This window comes from Streptomyces sulphureus DSM 40104 (assembly GCF_000381025.1).
In the GTDB taxonomy this organism is placed as follows: Bacteria; Actinomycetota; Actinomycetes; order Streptomycetales; family Streptomycetaceae; genus Streptomyces; species Streptomyces sulphureus.
Genome location: NZ_KB905830.1, coordinates 1 through 26,082 on the forward strand (window position 1 = coordinate 1; position 26,082 = coordinate 26,082).

Below are 26,082 nucleotides of genomic sequence, written 5' to 3' on the forward strand. Positions count from 1 at the left end.
CTGCAAAAACCCCAACACCTCCGCACCCGAACGCGAATCCAAATTCCCCGTCGGCTCATCCCCGAAAATAATCTCCGGCCGCGACGCCAACGCCCGCGCCACCGCCACCCGCTGCTGCTGCCCACCCGAAAGCTGCCCCGGACGATGACGCAACCGATCCCCCAACCCCACCGTCGCTACCACCTGCTCCACCCACGCCCGATCAGGCTTCCGCCCCGCAATATCCATCGGCAACGTGATGTTCTCCCACGCCGACAACGTCGGCAGCAGATTGAACGCCTGAAAAACAAACCCCACCCGATCCCGACGCAACCGCGTCAACCACTTCTCCCGCAACCCCGTAATCTCCGTCTCACCGAGGTGAATCCGCCCCTCGGTGACGCTGTCGAGGCCCGCGAGGCAGTGCATCAACGTCGACTTCCCGGAGCCGGAAGGCCCCATGATCGCGGTGAACTCCCCCCGGACGATGTCGACATCGACGTGGTCGAGGGCGAGGACGCTCGTCTCGCCCGACCCGTACGCCTTGACCACCTGGCGCGCGGACGCCGCCACTTTCTCGGCGCCCCCGTGGCCCGTCACGGCAGTAGTCATTCCAGTTCTCTCCTCGGTTCGACAGAAAGCCCGGGACTCCCGCCCCGAGACCGCGCCTCGGCGCCCACCGCGACCCGGTCCCGGTACGCCCCCGACAGCTCTTCGATGCTGCTGCACCCCCGGCCTCGGCCGCGATGGTGCGCGTCCGTGTATCCGACCGGGGGCAGGCCCCACCACACGTGTGCGGCCCGCCCCACAGAAGCTACGGGCCCTCGACGCCCCCGGCGTCCTGCCGCGGCACGAGACGCGTCCCCGGGGACGTCGGGGGAAGCGGGCCGCCGCGGCGGTGCCCGAACGCAGCGAGGGCCGGACGCGCCGACGCGCATCCGGCCCTCGAGGGGGAGTTACCGGGTCAATCGCCCCTGCGTACCGTCTGCTGGGCGGGGATGGAGACGGACTGCGCGGGGACCTTCTCGCGGTCGGGCTCCTGCTCCCCGGGAAGTGGCGAGGTCTCGTCCTTGGGGGGGACCTCGGCGGTACGGCCCGTAAGGGTCGACAGACTCGACCGGACGTGCGCCATGTGCTGGCGCATCTCGTCGGACTGCTCCTGGTGTTCGCGCAGGATCCGCTCCGTCTCGCGCTCGACGCCTTCCTCCCGCAGCCGCGCCTGCGCCAACAACTCCTCGGCCTGCGCCTGCGCGTCCTCGACCCGGTGCCTCGCCGCCTCCTCGGCCTCGGCGTGCGCCCGCTTGGCGTCGGCGAGGAGGTGCTCGGCCCGCTCGTCCAACTCGCTCACCCTGGCGTCGACTTCGGCCTTCTCGCGGGCGAGGTCGTGGTCGGCCGACTCCGACTCGGCCGTGTGCTCGCGCTCCTGCTCCGCGAGCAGCTCGGAGCAGCGCCGCGCCGCCTCGCGCAGGGCCTCGGCGGCCTCGCCCCGCACCGACTCGGCCTCGGCCTCGGCCTCGGCCACCCTCCGCTCGCCCTCGGCCTCGGCCTCCTCCAGGCGCTGCTGCGCGGCGCGCTCCGCCTCCGCTCTGATGCGTTCCGCCTCGACGCGGGCCGCCTCCCCCACCGAGCGGGCCTCCTCCTCGGCCTCCTCGGCGGTGCGCGCGGCGCCGGACTCCGCGGCGGAGCGCACCTCCTCGGCCTCCGTCTCGGCGAGGCCCAACAGGTCCTGGGCGCGGGCTCCGAGGGTGGCGTAGGTCTGCGGCGGCAGCGAGGCGACGACGCCCTGGAGCCGCTCGGCCTCGGCCTCGGCCTCCTCGGCCTCCGCTTCGAGCGCGTCCGCGCGGCGGTGCGCGGCCTCGCGCTCCTCGGTCAGGTCGGCGACCCGGCCGTCGACTTCCTCGGGCCGGTACCCGCGGCGGACCACGACAAAGCCGTGCGGCGACGACGCACTCATAGCGAGCCCCTATCTCAATTCTCCAACGCAACGAGCAGCACAGGGCCGCGAGCCCCTAGGCGGACCCGCGACCCCCGCAAGACCCCCTCGGCGAAGCGGCCATACCGCCATACTCCACCCGCAGCCGTACCCCAGGATGCGCTACTTCACGTGCCGAGCAGTAATCGGCACAACCCGTCGCAACCGACCCGAAACCCCACACGCCCCAGTGACCCCGCGGACCGTGCCGACCCCGACCACGCGGCGGTGAGCGGGGGTTCGGAACCGCGCACGCCGCCGCACAGGCCCCTGGAACCGTCAGCCAAGACCACGGCGATGCCACTCGTGTGAGGGAATCGACACAAAGTCCGCCACGAACTACCCCCTCTCGGACGGGCAACGGGACCCCACCGGCGCCGAACGAGACCGCACACCGGAAAGCGACAACGCACGCCGAACAGCCGAGCGCCACACCGCCGACACCGCAACTACCCCGCGCCACACGAGAGTTCAGCACCCGCGGAACGTACGACTCAGAACAGCCCGTCCCACATCTGCTCCAGCAGCACCGACCACCAGTTCTCGGGCGAGGCGAGCGCCGCCGCGTCGAAAGCGGCCAACTGGAGCTGGAAGTCGACCGTCCAGCGGCCGGCCTGCTCCTGGGTGAGCCCGTAGCGGAGCCGCCACATCCGGCCGAGCAGGGCGAGCGAGCGCACGAACTCCGGCAGCCCCGTGTTGACGAACTGCGGCTGCGCCGGCTGCCCACCGGGCCCCGCCTCCAGCGGCACGGCGACGATATTGGCCGTGCCGTACTGCACGCACAACTGACGGCCGAAGTCGGTCCCCATCACCAGGTAGGAGCCCGCGTCGGACGACGGCTGCACGCCGCGCTCCTGGGCCAGCTCCGCGAGCGTCGGCACCGGGCGGCCGGGCTGCGCCTGCCCCCAGAAGAAGGGCCCCATCTCGATGGGGATGCCCGCCCACACCAGGGTCTGCGCCACCACGTCGGGCACACCCTGCCGGGAGACGGCACGCTGGTCGAAACGGAAGACGCCCTGCGGCCCGAACGCCTGGAGGAGCTCCTGGCCGATGCCGTCGGGCGGCAGCGGCGGCGCCGGCTGCACCTGCGGCGGAAGCGGGACGCGGTGCGGAGCCGGGCGCGCGGGGCCGTCGGCCACCTGGTGCAACTCCCCCTGGTGCGCGAGAAGTTGACGCATGCCGTCCTGCCGCGACGCATGGTCGCGGCCGTACGCGGCGGTATGGCTCACCCGCACCTGCGGCCACGTCTCGCGCACCATACGGGCGCAGTAGCCGCCCGGCAGCTCGCACGACTCCAGCTCGGTGTGGAGCTCCACCACCTGCTGCGGCGGGACGTTCATGCCGTGGAGCTCGTGGAGGAGCTGCCACTCGGGGTGCGGGGTGCCGGGCGCCGACCGCCGGATGAGCTGCTGCTCCGAGCCGTCGGCCGCGCGGTAGCGGAGCACCGCCATGTAACCGGGGCCGACCGTCGGTTGGCCGGACGGCTGCTGGGGATAGCCGTACGCGGGAGCCGGGCCGCCCGGCGCGGGCGCACCCGGAGCCGGCGGCGGGGTACCCGAAACCGGAGCCGGGGGCGGGGTGCCGGGGGCCGGCGGCGGCGGGCCGGGCGCGTTGGGCGGAGGACCCGGGGCCGCAGGGGTCGAGGGCTGACCGCCGGCGAGCATCGTCGAAGCCTGGTGGACGTCGCCTCCCGAGGAACCCGCGCCCGGAGCCCCGGGCGTCCCCGGCGGCGGCGGGATCGGGGCGCCGCCCTGCGAGCTGTCCGAGAGGACCGTCGCCGCGTGGTGCACACCGCCGCCCTGCGAGTCCGAACCGGAGGCTGAGCCCCCGCCCTCCGCGCCCGCCTGCGCGACGTCGTCGGAGGAGACGAGCTGCGTCGGCACATAACCGGCGCCTGGACGCGCACCCGGAGTACCGGGCGCGCCCGGAGGCGGCGGCACCGTGGGACCGCCGCGCGAGGACCGCGACGAGACCGGACCGCCGGGCGCCCGGCTGGTGTCGGCGTCGGCGATGTCGCCGGCGCCCGACGAGCCCGCGTCCGGGGGCGGCGGCACCTGCAGGGCCGCGCCCTCGGACAGGACCGTCGCCGCGTGGTGGAGCCCCGCCGAACCGCCTTGCGACGGCGAGGAGTCGGCCTCCTCGACGGGCGGACCCGCCGCCACCCCCGGCAACGAGCTGCCCTCCGGCATCAGTTCGGTGCGCGCCTCGGAATGCGATCCCGACGAGGCGCTCTCCTCCTCGTCGTCGCCGGAGAGCGGCGGCGCGAAGACGGTCGCGGGCGGCTGCTGCGCAACTCCGCCCGAGCCGCTGGTGTCCGCCGCGTCCCACGGACTCGGAGCCGAATCGGACGCAGCCGGGGCCGAGGGCTCCGCCGCCGGCTCCTCGGCCGAGCGGCGGTCGGGGATGCCCAACTGGTCGGCCGCCTGCTGGAGCCACTCGGGCGGCGTCAACAGGAACGACGTCGCCTCCAGGTCCAGCCGCTCCGGGGCGGGCGCAGGAGCGGGCGCCGGTGAACCGCCGTACTCCTCCTCGAAGTTGCGCACGACCTCGTCGACGGGGAGGCCGGGCCAGAGCGTCGCGTCACCGCTGTCCTTCGCGATCACCAGCCGCGGGCCCGCCGCCTCCGGCGAGTCGGGGCCCGCCCAGGCGACGAAGCCGAGCGCGAACTCCCGCACCTGCGCCTCGCGCCGCTGGTCCGACGGCACTTCCGCGCCGTTGATCCAGCGCTCGGCGCGCTCCTGTGCCTGCGCCAAGGTCACCATCGCGCCCTCACCTCTCCACCTCGACGGCGAGCGCGAAGCCGCCGTCGACCATCAGGTTCGCCACCGTCTCCAACTCCGGCGGATTCCCGGCGAGCCTCCGGAGGAACTCGTCGAAGTCGGCGCCGCAGGGCCGGAGCAGCCGCTCCACGCGCTCCTGTACGGAGAGGCCGTCCGCGTCCCCCGCGTCGTCGTACGCGCAGAACCAGACGGAACCCACCGCCTCGCCCCTCACCTTCACCGCGAGCAACCCGCCCTGGACGAAGGCGACGCCGAGGTAGTCCTTGGTGAGGTGGTCGCGCAGACACTTGTTGACGTAGACGAGGTCGTCGACGGAGGCACGATCGCTCTCCGCACGCAGCGTGAAGAACGGCTGATCGAAGAGGAGACCCAACTCGGCGTCGAGCGCCACCCCGCGCGGCGCGCAGCCGCCGGCCGCCTTGAGGAACGAGCGGTACGCCTCGGGAAGCCGATACCCCAACCGCTCCTCCGCCTCCCGCACCCGCGCCTCGGGAACGGCCACCTCGCGCGGCGCCTCGAAGTGCACGGGCTTGGTCTCCTGGAGCGGGCGCGTGCCCGTCTTCGCATGGTCGACGGCCGCCGTGGCGAGGCCGCCGTGGTGCCGCAGCAACGCCTTCACCTCGACGGGCACCAACTCCATCCGGCGGCCACCGGCGACGTGGTGCCACGTCCAGCCGTGCGGCGTCGCCACGGGCGGCAGGCTCCCCCACAGCTCGTGACCCGAAGCGTGGAGCGCGGCGTTGGCCGACACGTAGTCCGTGAGGCGGAGTTCGTCGCCCCCGAAGCCCTCGGGAGGCTCCGCGATCTCGGCGGCTGCACGCGCGTACCCGGAGAAGTCCGGGAAGCCGTAGCGGTCGACCGGCACCCCGGCGGTATGGCGGGCCGCCCTGACCGGGTCAGGGAAGTTCACCACTTGCCCGGCGTACGCACGGTTCGGTGGCGCGGCATGCTGCCCGAGCCGACCTGTCGTCATCGCGCTGGCCCCCTGCTGCGTCTGGCTGGTACGGGACAGCCTATGCGGTACGGCGACACGCAGTCACCGGGCCCGGGGGGCCGGAGGCGGGGCCCCGGACCGTGCGCGTCCCCACGAAGCAAGCCGCGTACGACCGTTGACCAACCCACCACCGCACGACCGACGCGCACGCCGACCGCATCACCCCTTCTCCGCCGCCTCCAACTTCCGGTGCTGCTCCCTCACCACCGCCCCCTCCATCGGCTTCGCCTTCCCACCCTCCAACGCCATCGACGCGAACGTCGCCGTGCTCCCCGCAGTGCGCACCACCGTGACCGACATCGCAGACCCCGCCTTGCTCGACTTCGGACGCATCGTGAACTGCACCGCGTCCACGCCGACATCGGCCGAGTCGCCCGCCTCGATCGTCACCTGCTCCTCCTTGGCGCCGCCCTGGCTCCCGACGAAGCCGTCGCACTTCCCGACCGCCGTACGCAGACCGCCGAAGGTCTTCGCCGCACCGTCCTGCTCCTCGTACGAGGAGAGAACCACCTGCTGGAACGCGCCACCCGTACCCACCCCGCTCTCGGCCAGCGCGGCACTCGCGTACGCGGCACGCGCATGCGCCGGCTCGGGGCTGAACAGATCGACGATCGGCTGGCACTCCCTGCGGTTCACCTGCACGGCATCGGTATCGAGCGGGCCGCCGTCCTTCTGATACCGCACCCGGTAGTCGCCCGCCTCCCCGCTCTTCAGCAGCGCCGACTTCAACTCCTTGCCGGTGAGCGGCTTCCCGGACGCCTCACCGCCGCCGGACCTCCCGTCGTCACCGCCCTCTTGCGAGGACCCGCCGGAGGACGACCCCGACCCGTCGTCGTCCCCGCTCGAACAGGCAGCGAGGGGAAGCGCAACGGCCGGCACGAGCACGGCCACGACCGCCGCACGCCTCAGAGTGGTGGTGCGCATCTGCTGAACTCCCGTCTTCCGAGGGGCCGCGCGCAGGCGAAGAAGAACGCCTCAGCCCTGGCCGGTCCACCCCGTCGGTCCTTCCGGCCCACGATGTTGACCTGCCCACGCCCGTCCCACCACCCCCGCACCGGCCCCGAGCGGAAAACCGTCACAGAACCGCGACAAGCCGGGTCACCACCCCGCACGAAGCCGCACACGGCATACTTGGCGCCGGTCCCCGAACGCGGGGGACGCACGGGAGGAACGCACCACCATGCACACCGCACCACCACCGCAGACCAACGAGGCCGAGCACACCCCGCCCCACCCCGCCCCACAGGACCAGGCGGACGCACCCGCGCTCCGCCACCGCCGCGACGCCCTCCTCCCCGCCGTCGCCGCCGCGCTCCACGTCGACGGAACCACCCTCACCTGCACCGGCGCCAAGGGCGACCAACCGCCCCCGCTCCACCCGCTCGTCAGCCGGTTCCTCGACGAACTCGCCCCCGCACAGCGCACCCGCCACACCGGCCGCTGCGCCGAATCCGTCCTCCTCTCCCGCTTCCTCCACGCGACCGAGGAGGCACGCGAGGCAAAACGCACCCGCCGCAGCGGACGCAAGCCACGCCAGACGAAGCCGCTCAGCCACGGCGAAGCCCGCAAGGCCCTGCGCCGCGCCCGCCTCACCACCCGCCGCATCCGCGAGGACGGCGACCCCCTCCACGGCAGCTACGCGCCACCCTGCCGCTCCTGCACCGCCCTCCTCGGCCACTTCGGCATCGCCGTCGTCGCCCCCGAAACCGGCACCGGAGCCGACGCACCGACGGAGCCCGCACCGTGACCCCCGCAGCGGAACGCTTCCCCGCACCCGTCGCCGCCGCGCTCGCCGACTCCGGTTGGCAGCCCGGACGTTGGGAGATCCGCCACGCCGAGGAGTGGGCCGACACCCTCCGCGCCCACACCTCGCCCGGCGGCCACCGGCACGCCGTCCTCCCCGCCGCCGTCGAAGTCTGGGCGGAATTCGGCCCGTTGCACATCGCGCCGACCACGCAGGGCCGCGACCTCGCCCCCACCGCCGTCACCGTCGACCCGCTGCCCTGCCTCCACGCCGCACGCACCCTCAGCGACCTCGGCCGCGCACTCGGAACCGAGGTCTGCCCCGTCGGCACCGAGACGGAAGGGGAGGCGCTGCTCGTCGTCGACGTCGCAGGCCACACCTACGGCGTGGACGCCTCGGGCGACTGGTACCTCGGCCCCCGCTTCGACGACGCCCTCACCGCACTCCTCCTCGGCCACCGCCCCGCCCGCCTCACCGCCACCCTCTGACCCCGGCCGCCCCGCCACAGCTCCGGCCAACGGCCGCTAGCCTGCGAGGAGTCGTCCGTAGTCGAACCCCGGGAGCCGGCATGCTCACCCCGCGCCGCGCCGACCTGCCGACCGTCCGCTGCGACCTCTGCCCCGACCACCCCCTCCTCCCCACCCACGAAGAACGCCACAACCACCAGCTCTGCGCCCGCTGCCAACAGCGCCTCCTCGCCGTCCCGCACCCCGAGGACCACCTGTGCGCGCCCTGCCGCCGCGAGTGCCCCGACTGCCACGCGCCCACCCCCGAAGGCGCCGCATGCCGCACCTGCCGCGGACGCTGCCGCACCTGCCGCGCCCCGCTCCCCCCGCGCCCCGCACCCGCCGACGAACTCGTCACCGTCGCACCCGAGGGCCGGAGCGACCGCCGCAAGTGGGCCAAGACCTACTTCCCCCGCTCCTCGACCCGCGAGCAGTGCGACGCCTGCCGCGCACCCCGAGACGCAGCCCGCACCGTCCTCGCCGCCCTCCCCGAACCGCTCCTCCGCGCCTGCGGCGGCGCCCTGCCGCCCGCCGCGCTCGACGTCCTCCACGCCGAACTGCGCACCCGCACCCCCGCAGAACTGATCAACCGCATCGGCCGCCGCTGGTGGACGAGTTGGGCGCACCGCCCGCTCCGCACCGAAGAACCCGGCGAAGAACGCCGCCCCGACACCGTCCTCACCTGGCTCCTCGCCCCCACCCCCTGCAACGGCCGCTGCGAGGACGGCTGGCACCGCGCCGACCCGAGCAGGCCGGACGAGGACGACCGCCCCTGTCCCGTCTGCCGCGGCGGCCGCCTCCTACGCGCGACGCCCGAACACCACGACGAGGAACACGACGAGCCCTCCGAGGGCGACCCGCGCAAGGTCGCCGACCGCCCCCTCTCCGAAGCGCTCGCCGACGCACCCCCCTTCCGCGAGTGCGAAGGCCGCGACGGCGCCTGCGGCCTCCCCGTCGCCGACCCCTACCCCTACTGCCCCGCCTGCCTGGGTTGGCCGCGCTGCTCCTGCGGACGCCGCTTCGACCCGGAGCGCGCCGACGGCTGCCGCGCATGCAGCCGGGGGTGAAAACCACGCCCGCCGCGGCCCGCCGACGAGCGGGCGCCGCTCAGCGCCCGTGCGGAATGATCGCCGACACCCGGAAGCCCCCCGCATCCGTCGGCCCGGAGACGAAGCCACCCCCGAGCGCCACCACGCGCTCCTTCATCCCCACGAGCCCGTTGCCGCCGCTCGGCAGCCCCGCATCCGCCGCCCCCTCCGCCGGCGCCGGGTCGTTCTCCACCTGAAGAGCCACCTCGTCCTCGCGGTGCGCAAGCCGCACCCGCGTCTGCGCACCCGCCGCGTGCTTGTGCACGTTGGTGAGCGCCTCCTGCACGACACGGAACGCCGTCTGCTCCACGGCAGCCGGATAGACCCGCGCCTCCCCCTCGATCGACAGCTCCACCGCGATCCCGGCCGCCCGCGACTGCCCGACGAGTGCGTCCAACTCGGCGAGCAACGGCACCGTTCCGGCGTCCGCCACGTCGCGCACCGCCGTCGCCGCGCCACCCGCGCCGACGTCCGCGACGGCCTGCACCGGCACCGGGACGTCCTCGCACGACGCCTCCGCCGCGCCCGGCCCCCTCGCCGTCGCCACGAACTCCGCGAGCCGCGAGGGCACTTCCGCCTTCTCCTCGACCGCCTCTCCCGAGCGCAGCACGCCGAGCATGGTCCGCAACTCGTCGAGGGCCTGCCGCCCCATGTCACCGACGAGCGCCGCGTTCTTCGCCGCCTTCTCCGGGTCCTTCAGCGCCACCGCCTTGAGCGCCGCCGCGTGCACCACCATGAGGCTCACACGGTGCGCCACGACGTCGTGCATCTCCCGCGCGATCCGCGTCCGCTCCTCGCTCCGCGCCCACTCGGCGCGCTCCTCCGCACGGTCGGCGAGGAGCGACAACTCCCGCTCCAGACCGTCCGCGCGCTCCCGCAGCGAGACGACGAGCCGCCGACGGGCGCCGACGTAGAGGCCGAGGAGAAGCGGCGGCGCCGTCACGCCGACCGACATCAGCACGGCGACGAGCGGCATGAACCAGGCGTCCGGATTGAAGTCGGCCTCCCGGCCGATGGAGCGGTCCATCTGGATCAGCGTGATCAGCAGCGTCCCCGCCGCACCCATCCCCGCGAGCAGCGCGATGATCCGCCGCGGGACGGCGGACGCAGCGAGCGTGTAGAGGCCGACGACGCCGAGCACGAAGCCGGTCTGCGCCGGCAGCACCGCGATCCCCACCAGCACCACGACGATCGGCCACCGCCTGCGCACCAGCAGCACCGCCCCCGCGAGCGCCCCCAACGCCACGGAGAGGGCGACGGGCACCCCCGTCTCGCGCGCGAAACCGACGCCGCGCACCGCACTCTCCAGCGCGGAGGCGACCGCGAGGAGCACGTCGAGCGCGGCGCTGCGCGGTCGTTGCCACCAGTACGTCCACCGCCACCACGGCGGTCCCCTGCGCTCCTGCTCCCCGGGCCCTGCGCGGACGCGGCTCTCCCCCGACTCGGTCATAGCGCCCAGCGTACGACCGCCGGTCACGCCTTCCCCCGGAGAGCCCAGGAACGTCCCGTTCCGCACGCCTCTATCCCAGGACAGCCGACTTCGGGCACGGAACAGCGCGATCCCACCCGAACCGCTGAAGCGGGCCGGTGAGCGCACCCCCGGCGCGACGACGCTGGACCCATGACGTCACCCACCGAACCCGCCTCCGCGCGCGACGACACCGGCGGCCTGCGCACGGGGGCCACCACCTACGAGCACCTGCGCGCCGAGGCCGTCCGCCTGCGCCGCGCCGGGCTGAGCCGCCGCCGCATCCGCGACGAACTAGGCGTACACAACAACGACCTCCTCAACCGCCTCCTCACCGGCGAGCCCCCTCCCGAGTGGACCCGCCGCCCGCGCGCCAAGGACGAACTCCGCGCCCGCGCACGCCGATTGCGCACCGAGGGCTGGACGTACGACCGCATCCAACTCGAACTCGGCGTCTCGAAGAGCTCCATATCCCTGTGGGTCCGCGACCTGCCCCGCCCCGCCCCGTCCCGCACCCCGTCGGAACAGGCACACCTCGCCTCCCGGAAGCGCTGGGAGTTCGAGTCGGCCCGCCGCGAGGAGGAGCGCCGCCGCACCACACGGGAGGCGACCGCCGAGATCGGCGAGTTGACCGACCGGGAGCTCTTCCTCGTCGGGGTGGGGCTGTACTGGGCCGAGGGGTCGAAGAGCAAACCGTACGCACGGAGGGAGAAGGTCACCTTCGTCAACAGCGACCCCGAGATGATCAGTCTGTATCTCTCCTGGCTGCACCTGCTCGGTGTGCCCCAAAGGCATCTCCGGTTCTGCGTCATGATCCACGAGTCCGCCGACGTGGCAGCGGCCGAGGACTACTGGGCCGAACTCGTGGGCGCGGACCGCTCCGCCTTCCACAAGACGTCCCTCAAGAAGCACAACCCGAAGACGGTGCGCCGGAACACCGCGGAGGGGTACCGGGGCTGCCTGGTGATCAAAGTGCTCCAGGGAGCTGATCTGTACCGTCGCATCGAGGGCTGGTGGTGGGGCATAGTATGGGGTGCCCGAGGCGCCGAGAAGGCAAATCGGACATAGGGGCAATCCCGGGTCGACTAAGGGCAAGTCCACAGGTTTTGGTCCTGTTGATGAGGGTTCGAATCCTTCCCCGGGAGCTCATGCGCACTACTGAACGGGCCGGCGTCTACGACGCCGGCCCGTCGCGCGTCCGTCCCCCACTCCCCGCGCCACTCGCATCCGCTCCCCGACCCCCCGGTATCCTGCGGCATGTCATCCCACCCGAAGCCGAAGGGCACCCCCGTGAGCGCCAATCGCCCGGCAGCCGTCGTCGTTCTCGCAGCGGGTGAGGGCACCCGCATGAAGTCGGCCACCCCCAAGGTCCTGCACTCCCTGTGCGGCACGTCCCTCGTCGGCCACGTGGTCGGCGCCTCCCGCAGCCTCGATCCGGGCCACCTCGTCGTGGTCGTCGGCCACGCGCGCGAGCAAGTCGCCGCGCACCTCGCCGAGATCGACGAGCAGGCCCACACGGCGGTCCAGGAGCAGCAGAACGGCACGGGGCACGCGGTGCGGGTCGCGCTGGAGGAGCTGGCGCAGCACGGCGTCCTCGTCGAGGGCACGACGATCGTGACGTGCGGAGACACCCCGCTGCTCACCGGCGCGACGCTGCGGCACCTCTCCGAGGTGCACGAGTCCGAGGGCAACGCGGTCACCGTGCTCAGCGCCGAGGTCCCCGACGCAACCGGGTACGGCCGCCTCGTACGCGCCGCGGACGGCGCGGTGTTGGAGATCGTCGAGCACAAGGACGCGACGGCCGGGCAGCGGGCGATCCGCGAGATCAACTCCGGTGTCTTCGCTTTCGACGGCCGCCTCCTCGCCGACGCGCTCGGCAAGGTGCGCCGCGACAACAGCCAGGGCGAGGAGTACCTGACCGACGTCCTCGGCATCCTGCGGGAGGCGGGGCACCGCGTGGGCGCCGCCGTCGCGGCCGACCACAGGGAGATCGCCGGCATCAACAACCGCGTGCAGTTGGCGCAGGCCCGCCGGACGCTCAACGAGCGCCTTCTGGAGGAGGCGATGCTCGCCGGCGTCACCGTCGTCGACCCGGCGACGACGTGGATGGACACCGCGGTGACGTACGAGCCGGACGCGGTCGTGCAGCCGGGGACGCAGCTCGAGGGCGCCACCCATCTCGGCGCCGGCAGCGAGGTCGGCCCGCACGCGCGGCTGACCGACACCGTCGTCGGCGCCGGAGCGCGGGTGGACAACACCGTGGCCGAGGGGGCGGAGATCGGGGCGGGCGCGAAGGTCGGTCCGTACACCTACCTGCGGCCGGGGACGAAGCTCTCGGCCGAGGTGAAGGCGGGAAGCTTCGTCGAGATGAAGAATGCGGAGCTCGGCGAGGGGACGAAGGTGCCGCACCTCTCCTACGTCGGCGACGCGGTGATCGGCGAGCAGACCAACATCGGTGCCGCGAGCGTCTTCGTCAACTACGACGGTGTGGACAAGCACCGGACGACGATCGGCTCGCACTGCAGGACCGGTGCGGACAACATGTTTGTGGCACCTGTCACGGTCGGGGACGGTGCCTACACGGCCGCCGGTTCCGTCGTGACCAAGGACGTGCCGCCGGGCTCGCTCGCCGTCGCCCGCGGTCAGCAGCGCAACATCGCTGGTTGGGTGGCCAGGAAGCGTCCGGGGAGCGCCGCGGCGCGCGCCGCGGAGGCGGCTGCGGACGGTTCGGGCAGGACGTCGGGCGAGGGGGGCTCGGAGTCCTGACCGGGTGCTCGGCCGCTCGGGGCCGGGCGTACGGTTGGAGGGCCCACGCGATGCATGAGCAGCCTGGAGCGGACCAGGGCATACGCACGGTGCGTGCGGGTAGACGCAGGCACCGGGCGCGCTGTGTGCACTGTTCCCGGTCGATGTCCGGTTGACGTCCGTGAGCGAGGTAGGCGAGGCGACCCGTCCTCCGCCTGATTGGGCGCGCGTAGCCGGTGAGCCGCCACGAGGTGCGGCAGCGCGCGTACGCAGGTACTCAGGTACGCAGTACGCAGGGAACAAGGAGACACTTCGTGACCGGGTTCAAAACGACCGGCGAGAAGAAGCTGATGCTCTTCTCCGGCCGCGCTCACCCTGAGCTGGCGGAGGAAGTAGCGGAGCAGTTGGGCATCGGCGTGGTCCCGACCAAAGCTTTCGACTTCGCGAACGGCGAGATCTACATCCGCTTCCAGGAGTCGGCCAGGGGCGCCGACTGCTTTCTGATGCAGAGCCACACGGCGCCGATCAACAAGTGGATCATGGAGCAGTTGATCATGATCGACGCGTTGAAGCGGGCGTCGGCGCGGTCGATCACCGTGATCGTCCCCTTCTACGGGTACGCGCGGCAGGACAAGAAGCACCGCGGCCGCGAGCCGATCTCGGCGCGGCTCATGGCGGACCTCTTCCGCAAGGCGGGCGCCGACCGCATCCTCACCGTGGACCTCCACACCGATCAGATCCAGGGCTTCTTCGACGGTCCGGTCGACCACCTCTTCGCGCTGCCGCTCCTCGCCGACTACGTCGCGAGCAAGGTCGGCGGCGACAAGCTGACGGTCGTCTCCCCCGACGCGGGCCGGGTGCGGGTCGCCGACCGCTGGGCCGACCGCCTCGGGGCGCCGCTCGCCATCGTCCACAAGCGCCGCGATCCGGACGTCGCCAACAAGGTCACCGTGCACGAGGTGGTCGGTAACGTGAAGGGCCGCGTCTGTGTCCTCGTCGACGACATGATCGACACCGGCGGTACGATCTGCGCCGCTGCCGAGGCGCTCTTCGCCAACGGCGCGGAGGACGTCATCGTCACCGCCACGCACGGCGTCCTCTCGGGTCCGGCGGCCGACCGGCTGAAGAACTCGAAGGTGAGCGAGTTCGTCTTCACCAACACCCTGCCGACGCCTGGGGAGTTGGACCTCGACAAGATCACCGTGCTCTCGATGGCGCCGACGATCGCACGCGCGGTCCGCGAGGTCTTCGAGGACGGCTCGGTGACCAGCCTCTTCGAGGAGCAGGCGTAGCGGACGCCGGCGTGATCGATTTTTCGGCGGCCTCCTTCTCCGAGTAGACTCCCCTCGTCGCTCGGCGAGGGAGGCCGTGCCGCGTTCCGGGGCAGCCCGGAGGCCGGCTCATCCGTTATCGACGCGCGCTCTTCGTAGCAGGTCTGTCGTGGACGGACCGAGTGACGCCCGCGGGGTCGCCCGGCCCGGCGGAGCGGCGCCCCGGCGCCATCACACCGACGACTGCGAGGAGCGCAGCATGGCCGACGTCACACTGACCGCCACCGTCCGCAACGAGTTCGGCAAGGGCGCGGCCCGTCGCCTGCGCCGCGAGGAGAAGGTCCCCGCGGTGCTCTACGGCCACGGCGCGGACCCGGTCCACGTCGCCATCCCGAGCTACGACATGATGATGGCGCTGAAGAACTCCAACGTTCTGATCGACTTGGACATCGAGGGCAAGAGCGTCCTCTGCATCCCGAAGGCCGTGCAGCGCGAGGCGATCCGTGCGTTCCTCATCCACGTCGACCTGCTCACCGTGAAGCGCGGCGAGAAGGTCAACGTCGACGTGCCGCTGCACATCGAGGGCGAACTCGGCCCGGGCCAGCACATCCTGGAGCACGTCTACAACACGCTCCCGATCGAGGCCGAGGCGACGCAGATCCCCGAGACGATCACCGTCTCCGTCGAGGGCCTCGTTGCGGGTGACTCGATCGAGGCGAAGGACATCACGCTGCCGAAGGGCGTCTCCCTGACGATCGAGGGCGACGAGACGGTCCTCTCCGTCCTCGCGGCGCAGGCCGAGGAGCCGGCTCCGGAGTCCGCGGAGGGCGAGGGCTCGGTCGCCGAGTAACTCCCTTTCGCCCAGCGGCCGGTCCCCTCGCCGGGGCCGGCCGCGCGGGTGCGGTACCGCCGCGCCCTGGCCGTACCGCCCGCGACCCGAGGACCCCGTATGCCGCCGACTCCGAGCAGCGCCCCCGACAACGCGCCCTGGCTGGTCGTCGGCCTCGGCAACCCGGGCCCCGGGTATGCGGGCAACCGGCACAACGTCGGCTTTATGATCGCCGATCTGCTCGGGGAGCGGATCGGCGGCAGGTTCCGTACGCACAAGGCGCGCGCGCACGTGTTGGAGGGGCGGCTCGGGGCGCCCGGCTCCGGACCGCGGGTGGTGCTGGCGAAGCCGATGTCGTACATGAACCTCTCGGGCGGCCCGGTCACCGCGCTGCGCGACTTCTACAAGCTGCCGCTCGACCGCATCGTCGCGCTCCACGACGAGCTGGACATCGACTACGGCACACTCCGCCTCAAGCGCGGCGGCGGCGACAACGGCCACAACGGACTGAAGTCGCTCACCAAGTCCCTCGGCCCCGACTACTACCGCGTCCGCTTCGGTATCGGCCGCCCGCCCGGCCGGATGCAGGTCGCCGATTACGTGCTGAAGGACTTCTCCGGGGCCGAGCGCAAGGAGCTGGGCTACCACGTGGACCGCGCGGCCGACGCCGTCGAGTCCCTGGTCACGGCGGGGCTTGAGCGGACACAGAGCACATTCCACGGTTGAACGGATAGACCTCGCACCGCAGTTGACCGGTGGCGGGTTTCTCGCCAGTATCCGCCTCATGCGCTCCGGTGCCCCCTACAAACGCAGCCGTAGGCGCCGTCTCGGTGAGAACGTCTACGGCATGCTGCTGCTCGCCAAGACGCTGCTGATGGTGCTCGTCGCCACGGTGCTGCTGGTGGCGGGCGTCTGGGCGTCCTGGGGCAACGCCTACCCGGCGCTGGCGGGCGAGGAGCGCGGCACCGTCCGCGTCACCGGCTGCGGCGACGACGCGTGCACGGGCCGCTTCTCCGCCGACACCGGCTCGGCGCCCGTCAAGGTGACGCTGGGGCAAGCCGTCTCGGGCTCGCCCGGCGAGACGCTCGACGCGGCGCTCCGCCCGGGCGAGCGGCATGCGGTGCGCGCGGACGCCGGCGGAATCCTGTACTCCTGGGCGCCGTTGGGCGGTGCGCTGTTGCTGGCGTCGATCGTGGTCGTCGGCGGGCTGCGGATGCGGCGGCTCGGTGTCGGGCTGGGGCTGCTGGGCGCTGCGCTGCTCGCCGGTGCGTGGGCGCTGCTGACGTTCTAGCGCCGTGCGGGCCCGGCGGCTGCCGGGCCCGCACGGGTGCGGCGGGGTCAGCCGGTGTTGCGCAGGCCCGCGGCGACGCCGTTGACGGTGAGCAGCAGTGCGCGCCCGAGCGTCTCGTCGGGTTCCTCCTCGCGCTCGGCCGCCTGCCGCTGGCGGTGGAGGAGGGAGACCTGGAGGTAGGAGATCGGGTCGAGGTAGGCGTCGCGGATGCGGAGTGTCTGCTTCAACACCGGGTTGGCGGCGAGGAGTTCGTTCTCTCCTGTTATGCGCAGCACTTCTTCGACGGTGCGCCGGTGCTCCTCGGTGATCGTGGTGAAGACGTGCCGCAGTTCGGGCGGGACGAGGGTGTCGACGTAGTGGCCGGCGATCCGCAGGTCGGTCTTGGCGAGCGTCATCTCCACGTTGGAGAGGAAGTTCTGGAAGAAGTGCCAGTGGGCGTACGCCTCTTCGAGGATGCTGTCGAGGCCGGCCTCGCGCGCGGCCTTGAGCCCGCTGCCGACGCCGTACCAGCCGGGGACGATCTGCCGGGACTGCGTCCAGCCGAAGACCCAGGGGATCGCCCGGAGCCCGTCGAGTCCGGCGCCGCTGTCGGGGCGGCGGGAGGGGCGGGAGCCGAGGTGGAGTTCGGCGAGTTGGTCGACGGGGGTGGAGGCGAAGAAGTACGCGGGGAGGTCGGGGTCTTCGACGAGTCGGCGGTAGGCGGCGTGTGCCGCGTCGGAGACGGTGTCCATCGCGGCGTCCCAGCGGGCGAGCGCCTCGTCCGACTGGCGGGGTGCCGTGTGGAGCGCGGACGCCTGGAGCGTTGCGGAGACGGTGAGTTCGAGGTTTTCACGGGCGAGCGCGGGGACGAGGTACTTGTCCGAGATGACTTCGCCCTGCTCGGTGACCTTGATCTCGCCTTCGAGGGTGCCCCAGGGCTGCGCGAGGATCGCATCGTGCGTGGGCCCGCCGCCTCGGCCGACGGTGCCGCCGCGGCCGTGGAAGAGCCGGAGGCGGACTCCGTGGCGGTGTGCGACGTCGCGGAGGCGGCGTTGGGCGCGGTGGATCTCCCACTGGCTGGTGGTGATGCCGCCGAACTTCGAGGAGTCGCTGTAGCCGAGCATCACCTCCTGGAGGTCGCCGCGGAGGGAGACGAGGCGGCGGTAGCTGGGGTCGGAGAGCATCGCGTCGAGGAGTTCGTCGGCGATCCGCAGCTCGTCCGTGGTCTCCAGCAGCGGGACGATGCCGATCTTCGCCCAGCCGGAGTGGAGGTCGATGAGTCCGGCCTCGCGGGCGAGGACGGCGACGGCGAAGACGTCGTCGGCGCCCTGGCACATGGAGATGATGTACGACTCGATCACCTCGGGCCCGAAGGTCTCCAGCGCCTTGCGCACGGTCTCGAAGACGCCGAGCGTCTTGGCGCCGGCCGCGTCGAGCGGTGCCGGGCTCGGGGAGAGGGGGCGGCGGGAGCGGAGTTCCCTGGTGAGGAGGCGCTGCCGGTAGTCGCGGGGCATGTCGGCGTACCGCCAGGACTCCTCGCCGAGGCGGTCGAAGAGCTGGCCGAGCGCGTGGTGGTGTGCGTCGGCGTGCTCGCGGACGTCCATGGTGGCGAGGTGGAGTCCGAACGCGGCGGTGGTGCGCAGGGCGCGCTCCAACCGTCCGTCGGCGACGAGGCCGCCGCGGTGGCGGCGGAGGGAGTCCTGGATGAGGGCGAGGTCTTCGAGGAGGCCGCCGGTGCCGAGGTAGTCGCGTCCGGGGGCGTGGGGCGTGCCCTCGGCGAGGCGTTCGCGGGTGTTGAGGAGCTTCTGCCGGATGCAGGTGACCTTGAGGCGGTAGGGCTCCTCGGCGTTGAGCCGCTTGTAGCGGGGGCTGATCTCGGGGAGGCGGACGAGGTCCTCCTCGAGGGAGGCGAGGAGTTCGTCGGTGGCGCCGCTGTTGCGTACGGAGTTGGAGAGGGCGCCGCGGAGCTCGTCGATGTGCGCGAGCGCGTCGGTGATGCCGTGCTCGTGCTGGAGGAGGAGGACGTCCCAGGTGACCTGCGGGGTGACGTTGGGGTTGCCGTCGCGGTCGCCGCCGATCCAGGTGCCGAAGGTGAGGGGGCGGGTGCCGGGGGGCAGCGGGGCGCCGGCGCGGTCGAGTTCGGCGGCGAGGTCCTCCAGGACGTCGCCTACGGCGCCGCTGTGGAGCTCGTCGAGGTAGTAGATGGCGTTGCGGGACTCGTCGGCCGGTTCGGGCCTGGCGACGCGGAGTTCGTCGGTCTGCCAGACGAGGTCGACGTTCTCGGCGAGGCGCAGGTCGGTGCGGCGGCGCTCGCTCGGGTCGGTGTTCTCCAGCAGCTCGGCGATGCGGCGGAGCTTGGTGAGGACGGAGCGGCGGGCCGCCTCGGTGGGGTGCGCGGTGAAGACGGGGCGTACCTGGAGGTTGGCCGCGGTCTCGGCGAGGTGCTCCGGGTCGGCGTCCTTGAGGCGGTCGGCGGTGCGGGCGAGTTGGCCGCCGACGGCTGCGCGGTGGGCGCGGAGTTCGCGTCCGCGGTGGACCTGTTCGGTGACGTTGGCGAGGTGGAAGTAGGTGGAGAAGGCGCGGACGAGCTTCGTCGCCGTCTCCAGGTCGGTTTCGCCGAGGAGGGCGGCTGCGGCCTCGCCGTCGCTGCGCGTCAAGGCGCGTACGCGCTCCACCAGATCGAGTAGTTCGCCGCCTTCCTGGCGGACGAGCGTCTCGCCGAGGAGGTCGCCGAGGCGGCGGATGTCGGCGCGGAGTTCGGCGCCGGCTTCGGCGGGGGCGGCCGGCTCTTCCGTGCGGGCCAGGTCGGCGGGTGGCTGGTTGCTGTCGGCACTGCTCACAGGTGCGGCTCCTTGCAGCGTTGCTTCTGGCAGGTGCCGGACCGCGCTGTCCGACGCCTCCACAGAATAGGCCGCCGGCGCTCGGCGCAACGGGCGCGTCCGGTGCGTCCCACTTCGCGGACGCCTCTCCGCGTCCGGCCCGGCGCACCACCTTCGGGCCCTCGTCTTCCGCGGGGAAGGGCTGCCATACTTACGACGCCGTAGGTTACGGAACCGTAGCCAATCGCCCAGCTTCCACGAGGGACGTTCATGACCAGTAGCCCCGACGTACTCGATTCGCCCGAGAAAGCACCCGAACCGACCACCGAGGAGACCGGCACCCTCGGCGGCGAACAGCGGCGGTCGATGGAGCAGGTGGCGCTGCTCCTCTTCATCACGTTGCCGTTCGTGGCGCTGGTGGCCGCGGTCCCGCTGCTGTGGGGCTGGGGCGTGAGCTGGCTCGACCTCGGCCTGCTCGTCGGCATGTACTTCCTGGGCTGCCACGGCATCACCATCGGCTTCCACCGCCACTTCACCCACGGCGCGTTCAAGGCGAAGCGCCCGCTGAAGATCGCGTTGGCGATCATGGGGTCGATGGCGGTGGAGGGCCCGCTGGTGCGCTGGGTCGCCGACCACCGCAAGCACCACAAGTACTCGGACGCGGACGGCGATCCGCACTCCCCGTGGCGGTACGGCGAGACGATCCCCGCGCTGCTCAAGGGCTTGTGGTGGGCGCACATCGGCTGGATGTTCAACGAGGAGCAGACCCCGCAGCACAAGTACGCGCCCGACCTCGTCAGGGACCCCGGGATGCGCCGCATCTCGCGGCAGTTCGTGCTGTGGACGACGGTCTCCCTGCTGATCCCGCCGCTCGTCGGCGGCCTCGCGACCTGGTCGTGGCAGGGCGCGTTGACGGCGTTCTTCTGGGGCTCGCTGGTCCGCGTCGCGCTGCTCCACCACGTCACGTGGTCGATCAACTCGATCTGCCACGCCGTCGGCAAGCGCCCCTTCCGCTCCCGTGACAGGTCGGGGAACGTCTGGTGGCTGGCGGTCCTCTCGTGCGGCGAGTCCTGGCACAACCTCCACCACGCCGACCCGACGTGTGCGCGGCACGGTGTCGAGCGCGGCCAACTCGACTCCAGCGCCCGGTTGATCCGCTGGTTCGAGCTCGCCGGCTGGGCGTACGACGTCCGCTGGCCCCGCAAGAACCGCATCGACTCGCGCCGGCAGGAGGAGACCGGCTCCCGCCGGGGGAAGGAGCCGGCGCAGGCGGCATGATGGTGACTGTGCCGACCGACACGCCTTCCCCCACGGGCGGGGACACAGCAGCAGACGCCGAGGGGGACGAGGTGTCCCCCGCCGAGACGGGCGAGGCGGGGTTCCGCGACGGGCCCCGTCCCCGCAAGCAGAAGAAGCGGGCCCGCCGCAGGATGACGGGCAAGGAGCGTCGCGAGCAGCTCCTCGACATCGGGCGCACCCTCTTCGCCGAGCGCGGCTTCGAGGGGACGTCGGTGGAGGAGATCGCGCACAAGGCGGGCGTCTCCAAGCCGGTCGTCTACGAGCACTTCGGCGGCAAGGAGGGGCTCTACGCGGTCGTCGTCGACCGGGAGATGCGGCGGCTGCTCGGCATGGTGACCGGCGCGCTCACCGGAGGCCACCCCCGTGAGCTGCTGGAGCAGGCGGCCTTCGCGCTGCTCGACTACATCGACCACTACACCGACGGGTTCCGCATCCTCGTGCGGGACTCGCCCGTGGCGCAGTCGACGGGCACCTTCGCCTCGCTGATCAGCGACATCGCGACGCAGGTCGAGGACATCCTCGGCCGTGAGTTCAAGTCGCGCGGCTTCGATCCGAAGCTCTCGCCGCTCTACGCCCAGGCGCTCGTCGGCATGGTCGCGCTGACGGGCCAGTGGTGGCTCAACGTCCGCAAGCCGAAGAAGTCCGAGGTCGCCGCGCATCTCGTCAACCTCGCCTGGCACGGCCTTGAGAGCCTGGAGCAGAAGCCGCGGCTGATAGGCCACAGACGGAGCTGAACTCCCGCGGCGCGACGGCCCGTTCCGGACCACACGAAGGTGTGACACGTCCCGGGACGGGCCTTCGCCGTCCGCGCCGACCTACGATGATGTCCTCGACCGTACCCGGGAGGCCCGCGATGTCCGCAGCACCCGTCGAGTTCCCGCCCGACGACGGCACCTCCGAGCGCCCGCCCTCGCTCACCGAGGCCGCCGACGCCATCGCCGAGGCACACCCCGGGTACCGCGCCGAGATCGTCGGAGGCATCCTCACCGCGACACCGCCCCCGGACGTCCCCCATTCCAGGGTCCTGAGCCGGCTCATGCGGCCCTTCTTCGCCGCTGGACTCGACGACGAGGGAGGTGAGACCGAGGTGCATCAGGGCATCGGCGTCTGGCTGCCCGGGGAGCCCACGGACTACGCCATCCCTGACCTCGCCGTGGTGGACTCCGACATCGACGAGCACGTCGCCGCACGCAACTGCGCCGACCCGGGGGTGTTTCGCCTCGTCCTGGAAGTGACCTCCGAGAACCACAACAACGACCTGCGGCTCAAGGCACTGGCCTACGCACGCGCCGGCATCCCCGTCCACGCGATCGTCAACCGCAGGCACGGCCGCCTCCACATCCTCACCGAACCGGCCGACGGCGAGTACCAGAGCCACCGCCTCCACGCCCCCGGAGAGCAGGCCGTACTCCCCGAGTCCATCGGCGCAAAGGTCTCCCTCGACGTCGCGCAGATCCTCGACGCCGGGAAGAACAAGCGGAGTTGAGGGCTAGGCGGCCTTCCGGAGGTACGTCGTGAACTCCGCCCAGGCAGCGTCCGGCACAACCAACACCCTGGACTGCGCTCCCCACTTGCTGTCCCGCACCGGCACACACCCACGGGACCCGAGGGCCGCCTCGACGCATTCGCCGCCGGCGGCGTTGCTGTAGCTGCTTCTGTGCCACATGGAGCAAGGACGGTCGCGGACGCTTCTCACAGCCGGAATCTCTCCATCGTTCGCCGAATCAACGCGGCGGACTCCGTCAAAGAGAGGGAGTTCGCGCGCAACACATCGTAGATAAGTCGGCGTCCCCGCACCTCTCCCTCTTCCTCATAGAGGCGTCCGACTTCGACGCCCTCCTCCCACGCCAGATGTCGACCGGACGGCAGTTCCAGCAGTGTCAGCGAACCTCCGAGCAGGTAGTGCCCACCCATCGAGAATGGCGCCACCTGAATGTTGACGCGCTCATGAGCCGAGTAGGCGAGAAGACAGGCCAGTTGTTCGGCCATCACCGCAGCTCCCCCTACCGGCCGGCTAATCACTGCCTCATCCAGTACCACCCAGAGCCGCGGTACGTCCGTGCCGCGCATCCGCTGCTGACGTGCGAGTCGAGCCGCGACGCGTTCCTCCACCACCTCGTCGTTCGCCTCGGCTGCCGTGCGAAAGATCGCCCGCGCGTACGCCTCCGTCTGTAGTACGCCGGGTACGAGTTGGACGGCGGAGTGCGCGACCCCCACCGCTTCCCGTTCGAAATCCATGTACCGCCGGTACTGGTCCGGGTGGGCCTCGCGGCGGGCGAGGTCGTAGAGGCGGACGAAGTGGCCGTCCGTGCCGAACGCGGCGTCGAGTTGGGAGGAGAGGCCGGGCGGGGGCATGATCTCGGCCGTCTCGATCCGCGCGAGGGTGCTCTTGCCCGCACTGACGACGCCGGAGAGCTGGGCGAGGGAGAGGCCGGCCTCCTCTCGGCAGCGGCGGAGTTCGGCGCCGTAGAAGTGGCGGGCCGAGCGGAAGGGGGTGAGTGGCTGCGGCTGGAACCTCATGAATGCTCGTCTCGTCCCGGATGCGAGCTGGGACGGGCGGTGCCGTCCCAGGGGCGACGCCGGGACGGGAGCGTTCGCTTGGGTGGGTTGACCGCCACCGAACCGGCGGGAAAAACCTAGCCAACGAGAGGGACGCTATGCACGGTAATGCTGAAATCGCCCCTGTTTATTCGCCGTTGACCTTCGCGCGGCCGGAGTCGGCCCGTTGAGCGCCCCGAACCGCTCGACCATGCGGTTGCTGCCGTGGACCCGTGAGGACGGAGCACCCTGCTACGTCGTCGGGGACGGGGACGGTGCGGTCTCACGGATGGCGGACGAGGTGGAGGCCGTGCAGTTGGCCATGAGCGCCCAACTCGTGGAGCACGCCGAGCACTTGCTGGCAGATCCCGAGGCCGGGCGGGAGGAGGCGCGGTATCTCGCAGGATGCCTGTGCAGCGCCCTCACCGACGTGCTCCGCGTCGCGGAGGCGCGAGGCGGCAGGCTCGGCGACTGCCGGGAGTGAAACGGACAGGGCCGGCAGCCCGTCACCGCTTCACCGCGACGACGAAGATCCGCCGGAACGGGTACGGCGTCCCGTACGGGCGGGCGGGGTACGCCTCGCGGAGCGCTGCCGCGTACTCGTCGAGGAAGGCGTCTCGGGCCCCGGGGTCGTCGGCGAGGAGGTCGAGAACGGGGCGGAGGGTGGTGCCCTCGACCCAGTCGAGGACGGGGTCCTCGCCGTGGAGGAGCTGCTGGTACGTCGTCTCCCAGGCGTCGACGGTGCAGCCGAGGCGGGTGAGGGCGTCGAGGTAGCCGCCGGGGTCGAGGACGGGGGTTTCGGTGTCCTCGCCCAACCTGCCTTTCCAGCGAGGGGAGTTGCGCAGTCGGGACAGGAGCGTGTGGCTCGGTGCGCCGAAGTTGCCGGGGACCTGGAAGGCGAGGACGCCGCCGGTCGGCAGCGGGTCGAGCCAGGAGGCGAAGGCGGCGGCATGGCCGGGGACCCAGTGGAGGGCAGCGTTGGAGAAGAGGAGGTCGAACGGCTCGGCGGGGTGCCACCTGGAAAGGTCGGCGCGCGCGAAGTCGAGGGTGCCGCCGCCATGGGTGCGGCCGGCGTGGGTGCGTGCGGCGGCGAGCATCTCGGGGGAGCTGTCGTAGCCGGTGACGTGGGCGCGGGGCCAGCGTGCGACGAGCGGCGCCGTCGGGCCGCCGGGTCCGCAGCCGAGGTCGGCGATCCGCGGATGCGGGGCCCCGGGGAGGTCGGGGACCCTGGCGAGAAGGTCGTGGACGGGACGGAGGCGGTGGTCGGTGTGGCGGAGGTACTGCCGGGGGTCCCAGCGAGGGCCTGCGTCCGAGGGGGCTTCCATGGGGGCAGCATGCGAGCCAAAGTGTCTCGACGTCAAGAGACTTCACGTCGACACAACAACTAGACTGCTCCCATGAAGGACGAGGTCGACCGTTTGGTGGCAGCCTGGCGCCGGGAGCGCCCGGACCTCGACGTGGAACCGCTCGAGGTACTCAGCCGCGTCAGCAGGCTCGCACGCCACCTGGACCGTGCACGCCGCACGGCCTTCACCGAGCACGGGCTGGAGCCGTGGGAGTTCGACGTGCTCACCGCGCTGCGGCGGGCCGGCGCCCCCTACCAGCTCTCGCCCGGACAGCTTCTCACCCAGACCCTCGTCACCTCCGGGACGATGACCAACCGCATCGACCGCCTCGCCAAAAAGGGCCTCGTCGAGCGCCTCCCCGACCCGTCGGACCGCCGTGGCGTCCTCGTGCGGCTCACCGTCGAGGGACGCGACCGCGGGGACAGCGCGCTCGCCGGGCTCCTCGCCCAGGAGCGGGCGATCCTCGTCGAGCTCAGCACCGAGCAGCGCAGGCAACTCGGCAACCTCCTGCGGGAGTTGACGGCCCCCTTCGACAACACCCCGCCGCCGGGCGCCGTCTGACCACCGCCACCTGCTCGAACACAGACCCGCGCGCCCCGCGGTGGTACCGGCCTTCCGCCGGCCTCTAACATCCGTCCATGCACGCACGGTTCGCAGGACGCACGGTCATCGTCACCGGGGGCGGCGCAGGGATCGGTGCCGCCACCGCACACCGCCTCGCCGACGAGGGCGCAGCCGTCGTCCTCCTCGACACCGACGAGGAGCACGGCCGCCGCACCGCGCGGCAGATGACGGCGTCCGGGGCCCGCGCCGCCTTCGTCCTCGGCGACGTCACCGACGAGCCCGCGTGGACACGGGCCGTCGCCACCGCGCGCTCCGGCTTCGGCCCCGTCGACGGCCTCGTCTCCAACGCCGGCGACATGCGCCCGGGCGACGCCGGCTCCCTCTCGCTCGGCGACTGGGAGGCCCAGCTCGGCACCAACCTCACCGGCGCCTTCCTCGGCCTCCGGGCCTGCCTCGACGACCTGCGCGAGCGCCGCGGCGCCGTGGTGCTCACCTCGTCGGTGCAGGCGCACGTCGGCCTCCCAGGGCGGCCCGCGTACGCGGCGAGCAAGGCGGGGCTCACCGGGCTCGGGCGTCAACTCGCCGTGGAGTACGGGCCGTCGGTGCGCGTCAACACGGTGCTTCCGGGGCCCGTCGGCACGGGCGCCTGGGAGGGCTCGACGGAGGCCGAGCGGCGGAACACCGCGGATGCGACGGTCGCCGGTAGGTTCGGCAGGCCGGAAGAGGTCGCGGCCGCCATCGCGTTCCTCCTCTCCGACGACGCGTCGTTCATCACCGGCACGAGCCTGCCCGTCGACGGCGGGTGGAGCGTGTACAAGCGGTCGAGCTGAGCTGCACGGGCAAGTTCCGTGCCGACGACAGGAGTTGGGA

The 26,082-nt window shown here is 72.2% G+C and carries 25 protein-coding genes and 1 tRNA gene; 16 read left to right on the forward strand and 10 right to left on the reverse strand.

Annotated elements, in window-relative coordinates; all coding sequences use genetic code 11:
* The 5 genes from F603_RS0129945 to F603_RS0129965 all read right to left on the reverse strand — a co-directional run.
* Positions 1-591: ABC transporter ATP-binding protein (locus tag F603_RS0129945; RefSeq protein WP_019549613.1), on the reverse strand; the 591-nt coding region annotated here is incomplete at its 3' end.
* A gap of 352 nt (positions 592-943) precedes the next feature.
* Positions 944-1,933, reverse strand: a complete 990-nt coding sequence (locus F603_RS0129950; RefSeq protein ID WP_019549614.1) for a coiled-coil domain-containing protein — start codon at positions 1,931-1,933, stop codon at positions 944-946.
* Between the two features lie 512 nt (positions 1,934-2,445).
* Positions 2,446-4,713 (reverse strand): SUKH-4 family immunity protein, encoded by a 2,268-nt coding sequence (locus F603_RS0129955; RefSeq protein WP_019549615.1) that lies wholly within the window; start codon positions 4,711-4,713, stop codon positions 2,446-2,448.
* Positions 4,714-4,720: 7 nt separating this feature from the next.
* Positions 4,721-5,704 (reverse strand): SMI1/KNR4 family protein, encoded by a 984-nt coding sequence (locus tag F603_RS0129960; protein WP_026328851.1) that lies wholly within the window; start codon positions 5,702-5,704, stop codon positions 4,721-4,723.
* A gap of 180 nt (positions 5,705-5,884) precedes the next feature.
* Complete coding sequence (locus F603_RS0129965; protein WP_019549617.1) at positions 5,885-6,649, reverse strand: hypothetical protein; 765 nt, start codon at positions 6,647-6,649, stop codon at positions 5,885-5,887.
* 256 nt (positions 6,650-6,905) lie between these two features.
* Here F603_RS0129965 and F603_RS0129970 point away from each other — a divergent pair, with 256 nt between their 5' ends.
* The 3 genes from F603_RS0129970 (at position 6,906) to F603_RS0129980 (ending at position 9,042) form a co-directional block, all read left to right on the forward strand.
* The gene (locus tag F603_RS0129970; protein WP_019549618.1) at positions 6,906-7,472 is read left to right on the forward strand and encodes a YwqJ-related putative deaminase; all 567 of its coding nucleotides are present in this window, start codon (positions 6,906-6,908) and stop codon (positions 7,470-7,472) included.
* The gene (locus F603_RS0129975; protein WP_019549619.1) at positions 7,469-7,957 is read left to right on the forward strand and encodes an SUKH-3 domain-containing protein; all 489 of its coding nucleotides are present in this window, start codon (positions 7,469-7,471) and stop codon (positions 7,955-7,957) included. Before F603_RS0129970 ends, F603_RS0129975 begins: the two co-directional genes overlap by 4 nt.
* An 80-nt stretch (positions 7,958-8,037) precedes the next feature.
* Positions 8,038-9,042, forward strand: coding sequence for a hypothetical protein (locus tag F603_RS0129980; protein ID WP_026328852.1), 1,005 nt, complete (start codon positions 8,038-8,040; stop codon positions 9,040-9,042).
* 40 nt (positions 9,043-9,082) lie between these two features.
* Here the strand turns inward: F603_RS0129980 and F603_RS0129985 are convergent, their stop codons facing one another.
* Complete coding sequence (locus tag F603_RS0129985; protein WP_019549620.1) at positions 9,083-10,513, reverse strand: sensor histidine kinase; 1,431 nt, start codon at positions 10,511-10,513, stop codon at positions 9,083-9,085.
* Positions 10,514-10,684: 171 nt separating this feature from the next.
* Here F603_RS0129985 and F603_RS0129990 point away from each other — a divergent pair, with 171 nt between their 5' ends.
* The 7 genes from F603_RS0129990 (at position 10,685) to F603_RS0130020 (ending at position 16,667) form a co-directional block, all read left to right on the forward strand.
* Positions 10,685-11,599: a hypothetical protein gene (locus F603_RS0129990; RefSeq protein WP_019549621.1), complete on the forward strand. Its 915-nt coding sequence runs from the start codon at positions 10,685-10,687 to the stop codon at positions 11,597-11,599.
* Between the two features lie 6 nt (positions 11,600-11,605).
* Positions 11,606-11,676, forward strand: a tRNA-Gln gene (locus F603_RS0129995).
* Positions 11,677-11,821: 145 nt separating this feature from the next.
* Positions 11,822-13,297, forward strand: a complete 1,476-nt coding sequence (glmU, locus tag F603_RS0130000; protein WP_019549622.1) for a bifunctional UDP-N-acetylglucosamine diphosphorylase/glucosamine-1-phosphate N-acetyltransferase GlmU — start codon at positions 11,822-11,824, stop codon at positions 13,295-13,297.
* 293 nt (positions 13,298-13,590) lie between these two features.
* Complete coding sequence (locus F603_RS0130005; protein WP_019549623.1) at positions 13,591-14,568, forward strand: ribose-phosphate diphosphokinase; 978 nt, start codon at positions 13,591-13,593, stop codon at positions 14,566-14,568.
* 238 nt (positions 14,569-14,806) lie between these two features.
* Complete coding sequence (locus tag F603_RS0130010) at positions 14,807-15,397, forward strand: 50S ribosomal protein L25/general stress protein Ctc (RefSeq protein WP_019549624.1); 591 nt, start codon at positions 14,807-14,809, stop codon at positions 15,395-15,397.
* Between the two features lie 99 nt (positions 15,398-15,496).
* Positions 15,497-16,102: an aminoacyl-tRNA hydrolase gene (gene pth / locus F603_RS0130015; protein WP_019549625.1), complete on the forward strand. Its 606-nt coding sequence runs from the start codon at positions 15,497-15,499 to the stop codon at positions 16,100-16,102.
* 58 nt (positions 16,103-16,160) lie between these two features.
* The gene (locus tag F603_RS0130020; RefSeq protein WP_019549626.1) at positions 16,161-16,667 is read left to right on the forward strand and encodes a hypothetical protein; all 507 of its coding nucleotides are present in this window, start codon (positions 16,161-16,163) and stop codon (positions 16,665-16,667) included.
* A 47-nt stretch (positions 16,668-16,714) separates the two neighbouring features.
* On the opposite strand, the gene ppc is transcribed toward F603_RS0130020, so the two are convergent.
* Positions 16,715-19,486 carry a phosphoenolpyruvate carboxylase gene (gene ppc, locus F603_RS0130025; RefSeq protein ID WP_019549627.1) on the reverse strand — a complete coding sequence of 924 codons (2,772 nt, stop codon included), beginning with the start codon at positions 19,484-19,486 and terminating at the stop codon, positions 16,715-16,717.
* A gap of 249 nt (positions 19,487-19,735) precedes the next feature.
* On the opposite strand from ppc, the gene F603_RS0130030 reads away from it, so the two are divergent.
* From F603_RS0130030 to F603_RS0130040, 3 genes are all read left to right on the forward strand, one after another.
* Positions 19,736-20,743 (forward strand): acyl-CoA desaturase, encoded by a 1,008-nt coding sequence (locus F603_RS0130030; protein ID WP_019549628.1) that lies wholly within the window; start codon positions 19,736-19,738, stop codon positions 20,741-20,743.
* Entirely contained in the window at positions 20,740-21,498 is a 759-nt protein-coding gene (locus tag F603_RS0130035) for a TetR/AcrR family transcriptional regulator (RefSeq protein WP_245600943.1), read from the forward strand. The genes F603_RS0130030 and F603_RS0130035 overlap by 4 nt, the downstream gene beginning before the upstream one ends.
* Positions 21,499-21,617: 119 nt before the next feature.
* Complete coding sequence (locus tag F603_RS0130040; RefSeq protein WP_019549630.1) at positions 21,618-22,250, forward strand: Uma2 family endonuclease; 633 nt, start codon at positions 21,618-21,620, stop codon at positions 22,248-22,250.
* 3 nt (positions 22,251-22,253) lie between these two features.
* On the opposite strand, the gene F603_RS0130045 is transcribed toward F603_RS0130040, so the two are convergent.
* Both F603_RS0130045 and F603_RS0130050 read right to left on the reverse strand, forming a co-directional pair.
* The gene (locus F603_RS0130045; RefSeq protein WP_078503794.1) at positions 22,254-22,430 is read right to left on the reverse strand and encodes a DUF397 domain-containing protein; all 177 of its coding nucleotides are present in this window, start codon (positions 22,428-22,430) and stop codon (positions 22,254-22,256) included.
* A 26-nt stretch (positions 22,431-22,456) separates the two neighbouring features.
* Entirely contained in the window at positions 22,457-23,284 is an 828-nt protein-coding gene (locus F603_RS0130050) for a helix-turn-helix domain-containing protein (RefSeq protein WP_019549632.1), read from the reverse strand.
* Between the two features lie 205 nt (positions 23,285-23,489).
* Here F603_RS0130050 and F603_RS0130055 point away from each other — a divergent pair, with 205 nt between their 5' ends.
* Entirely contained in the window at positions 23,490-23,786 is a 297-nt protein-coding gene (locus F603_RS0130055) for a hypothetical protein (protein ID WP_019549633.1), read from the forward strand.
* Between the two features lie 22 nt (positions 23,787-23,808).
* Here the strand turns inward: F603_RS0130055 and F603_RS0130060 are convergent, their stop codons facing one another.
* Positions 23,809-24,627 (reverse strand): trans-aconitate 2-methyltransferase, encoded by an 819-nt coding sequence (locus F603_RS0130060; RefSeq protein WP_019549634.1) that lies wholly within the window; start codon positions 24,625-24,627, stop codon positions 23,809-23,811.
* Between the two features lie 72 nt (positions 24,628-24,699).
* Between F603_RS0130060 and F603_RS0130065 the strand changes: the two genes are divergently transcribed.
* Together F603_RS0130065 and F603_RS0130070 are read left to right on the forward strand one after the other, a co-directional pair.
* The gene (locus F603_RS0130065) at positions 24,700-25,209 is read left to right on the forward strand and encodes a MarR family winged helix-turn-helix transcriptional regulator (protein WP_016908969.1); all 510 of its coding nucleotides are present in this window, start codon (positions 24,700-24,702) and stop codon (positions 25,207-25,209) included.
* A gap of 77 nt (positions 25,210-25,286) precedes the next feature.
* Positions 25,287-26,042 carry an SDR family NAD(P)-dependent oxidoreductase gene (locus F603_RS0130070; RefSeq protein WP_019549635.1) on the forward strand — a complete coding sequence of 252 codons (756 nt, stop codon included), beginning with the start codon at positions 25,287-25,289 and terminating at the stop codon, positions 26,040-26,042.
* Positions 26,043-26,082: the final 40 nt, after the last annotated feature.

Bases quoted from the DNA above. Each gene is read 5' to 3' on its own strand.
- F603_RS0130020 (WP_019549626.1), top strand. From the start codon at position 16,161: ATGCGCTCCGGTGCCCCCTACAAACGCAGCCGTAGGCGCCGTCTCGGT.
- F603_RS0129960 (WP_026328851.1), bottom strand. From the start codon at position 5,704: ATGACGACAGGTCGGCTCGGGCAGCATGCCGCGCCACCGAACCGTGCG.
- F603_RS0130065 (WP_016908969.1), top strand. From the start codon at position 24,700: ATGAAGGACGAGGTCGACCGTTTGGTGGCAGCCTGGCGCCGGGAGCGC.
- F603_RS0129990 (WP_019549621.1), top strand. From the start codon at position 10,685: ATGACGTCACCCACCGAACCCGCCTCCGCGCGCGACGACACCGGCGGC.
- F603_RS0130035 (WP_245600943.1), top strand. From the start codon at position 20,740: ATGATGGTGACTGTGCCGACCGACACGCCTTCCCCCACGGGCGGGGAC.
- F603_RS0130040 (WP_019549630.1), top strand. From the start codon at position 21,618: ATGTCCGCAGCACCCGTCGAGTTCCCGCCCGACGACGGCACCTCCGAG.
- F603_RS0130010 (WP_019549624.1), top strand. From the start codon at position 14,807: ATGGCCGACGTCACACTGACCGCCACCGTCCGCAACGAGTTCGGCAAG.
- F603_RS0130050 (WP_019549632.1), bottom strand. From the start codon at position 23,284: ATGAGGTTCCAGCCGCAGCCACTCACCCCCTTCCGCTCGGCCCGCCAC.
- F603_RS0129950 (WP_019549614.1), bottom strand. From the start codon at position 1,933: ATGAGTGCGTCGTCGCCGCACGGCTTTGTCGTGGTCCGCCGCGGGTAC.
- F603_RS0129965 (WP_019549617.1), bottom strand. From the start codon at position 6,649: ATGCGCACCACCACTCTGAGGCGTGCGGCGGTCGTGGCCGTGCTCGTG.
- F603_RS0130030 (WP_019549628.1), top strand. From the start codon at position 19,736: ATGACCAGTAGCCCCGACGTACTCGATTCGCCCGAGAAAGCACCCGAA.
- F603_RS0130045 (WP_078503794.1), bottom strand. From the start codon at position 22,430: ATGTGGCACAGAAGCAGCTACAGCAACGCCGCCGGCGGCGAATGCGTC.
- F603_RS0130060 (WP_019549634.1), bottom strand. From the start codon at position 24,627: ATGGAAGCCCCCTCGGACGCAGGCCCTCGCTGGGACCCCCGGCAGTAC.
- F603_RS0129955 (WP_019549615.1), bottom strand. From the start codon at position 4,713: ATGGTGACCTTGGCGCAGGCACAGGAGCGCGCCGAGCGCTGGATCAAC.
- F603_RS0129970 (WP_019549618.1), top strand. From the start codon at position 6,906: ATGCACACCGCACCACCACCGCAGACCAACGAGGCCGAGCACACCCCG.
- F603_RS0129985 (WP_019549620.1), bottom strand. From the start codon at position 10,513: ATGACCGAGTCGGGGGAGAGCCGCGTCCGCGCAGGGCCCGGGGAGCAG.
- pth (WP_019549625.1), top strand. From the start codon at position 15,497: ATGCCGCCGACTCCGAGCAGCGCCCCCGACAACGCGCCCTGGCTGGTC.
- F603_RS0129980 (WP_026328852.1), top strand. From the start codon at position 8,038: ATGCTCACCCCGCGCCGCGCCGACCTGCCGACCGTCCGCTGCGACCTC.
- F603_RS0130070 (WP_019549635.1), top strand. From the start codon at position 25,287: ATGCACGCACGGTTCGCAGGACGCACGGTCATCGTCACCGGGGGCGGC.